1 pseudogene is annotated in these 222 nt (G+C 68.0%); it reads right to left on the bottom strand.

Going from position 1 to position 222, the window contains the following annotated elements:
• Window positions 1–222 (bottom strand): annotated as a pseudogene (locus tag FNJ47_RS55850) (branched-chain amino acid ABC transporter permease); the annotation flags it as partial.

Raw genomic sequence — 222 nt, 5'->3', positions numbered from 1 at the left:
ACGGATGGTCGGCGACCGCGCGAAACGACAGCCCGGTGCGGGTGTAGCGGAAGAACAGCGCGAACAGCGCCACCAGGCTGCCCGCGACCGCCGCGGCGAACAGGTCGAACCGGCTGATGAAGACCCCCGCGATGTCGAGCGGCACGTCGCTGATCCCGATGTCGAGGCCGTGAACCTGGGTGCCCCACAACAGTTGCGCCGCACCCTCGATCACGTAGGACA

The sequence above is a fragment of the Bradyrhizobium uaiense genome (assembly GCF_010811875.1).
Classification (GTDB): Bacteria; Pseudomonadota; Alphaproteobacteria; order Rhizobiales; family Xanthobacteraceae; genus Bradyrhizobium; species Bradyrhizobium uaiense.
The sequence above is the reverse complement of the archived record's forward strand: the minus strand, read 5'-3'. Positions and strand labels throughout refer to the sequence as shown.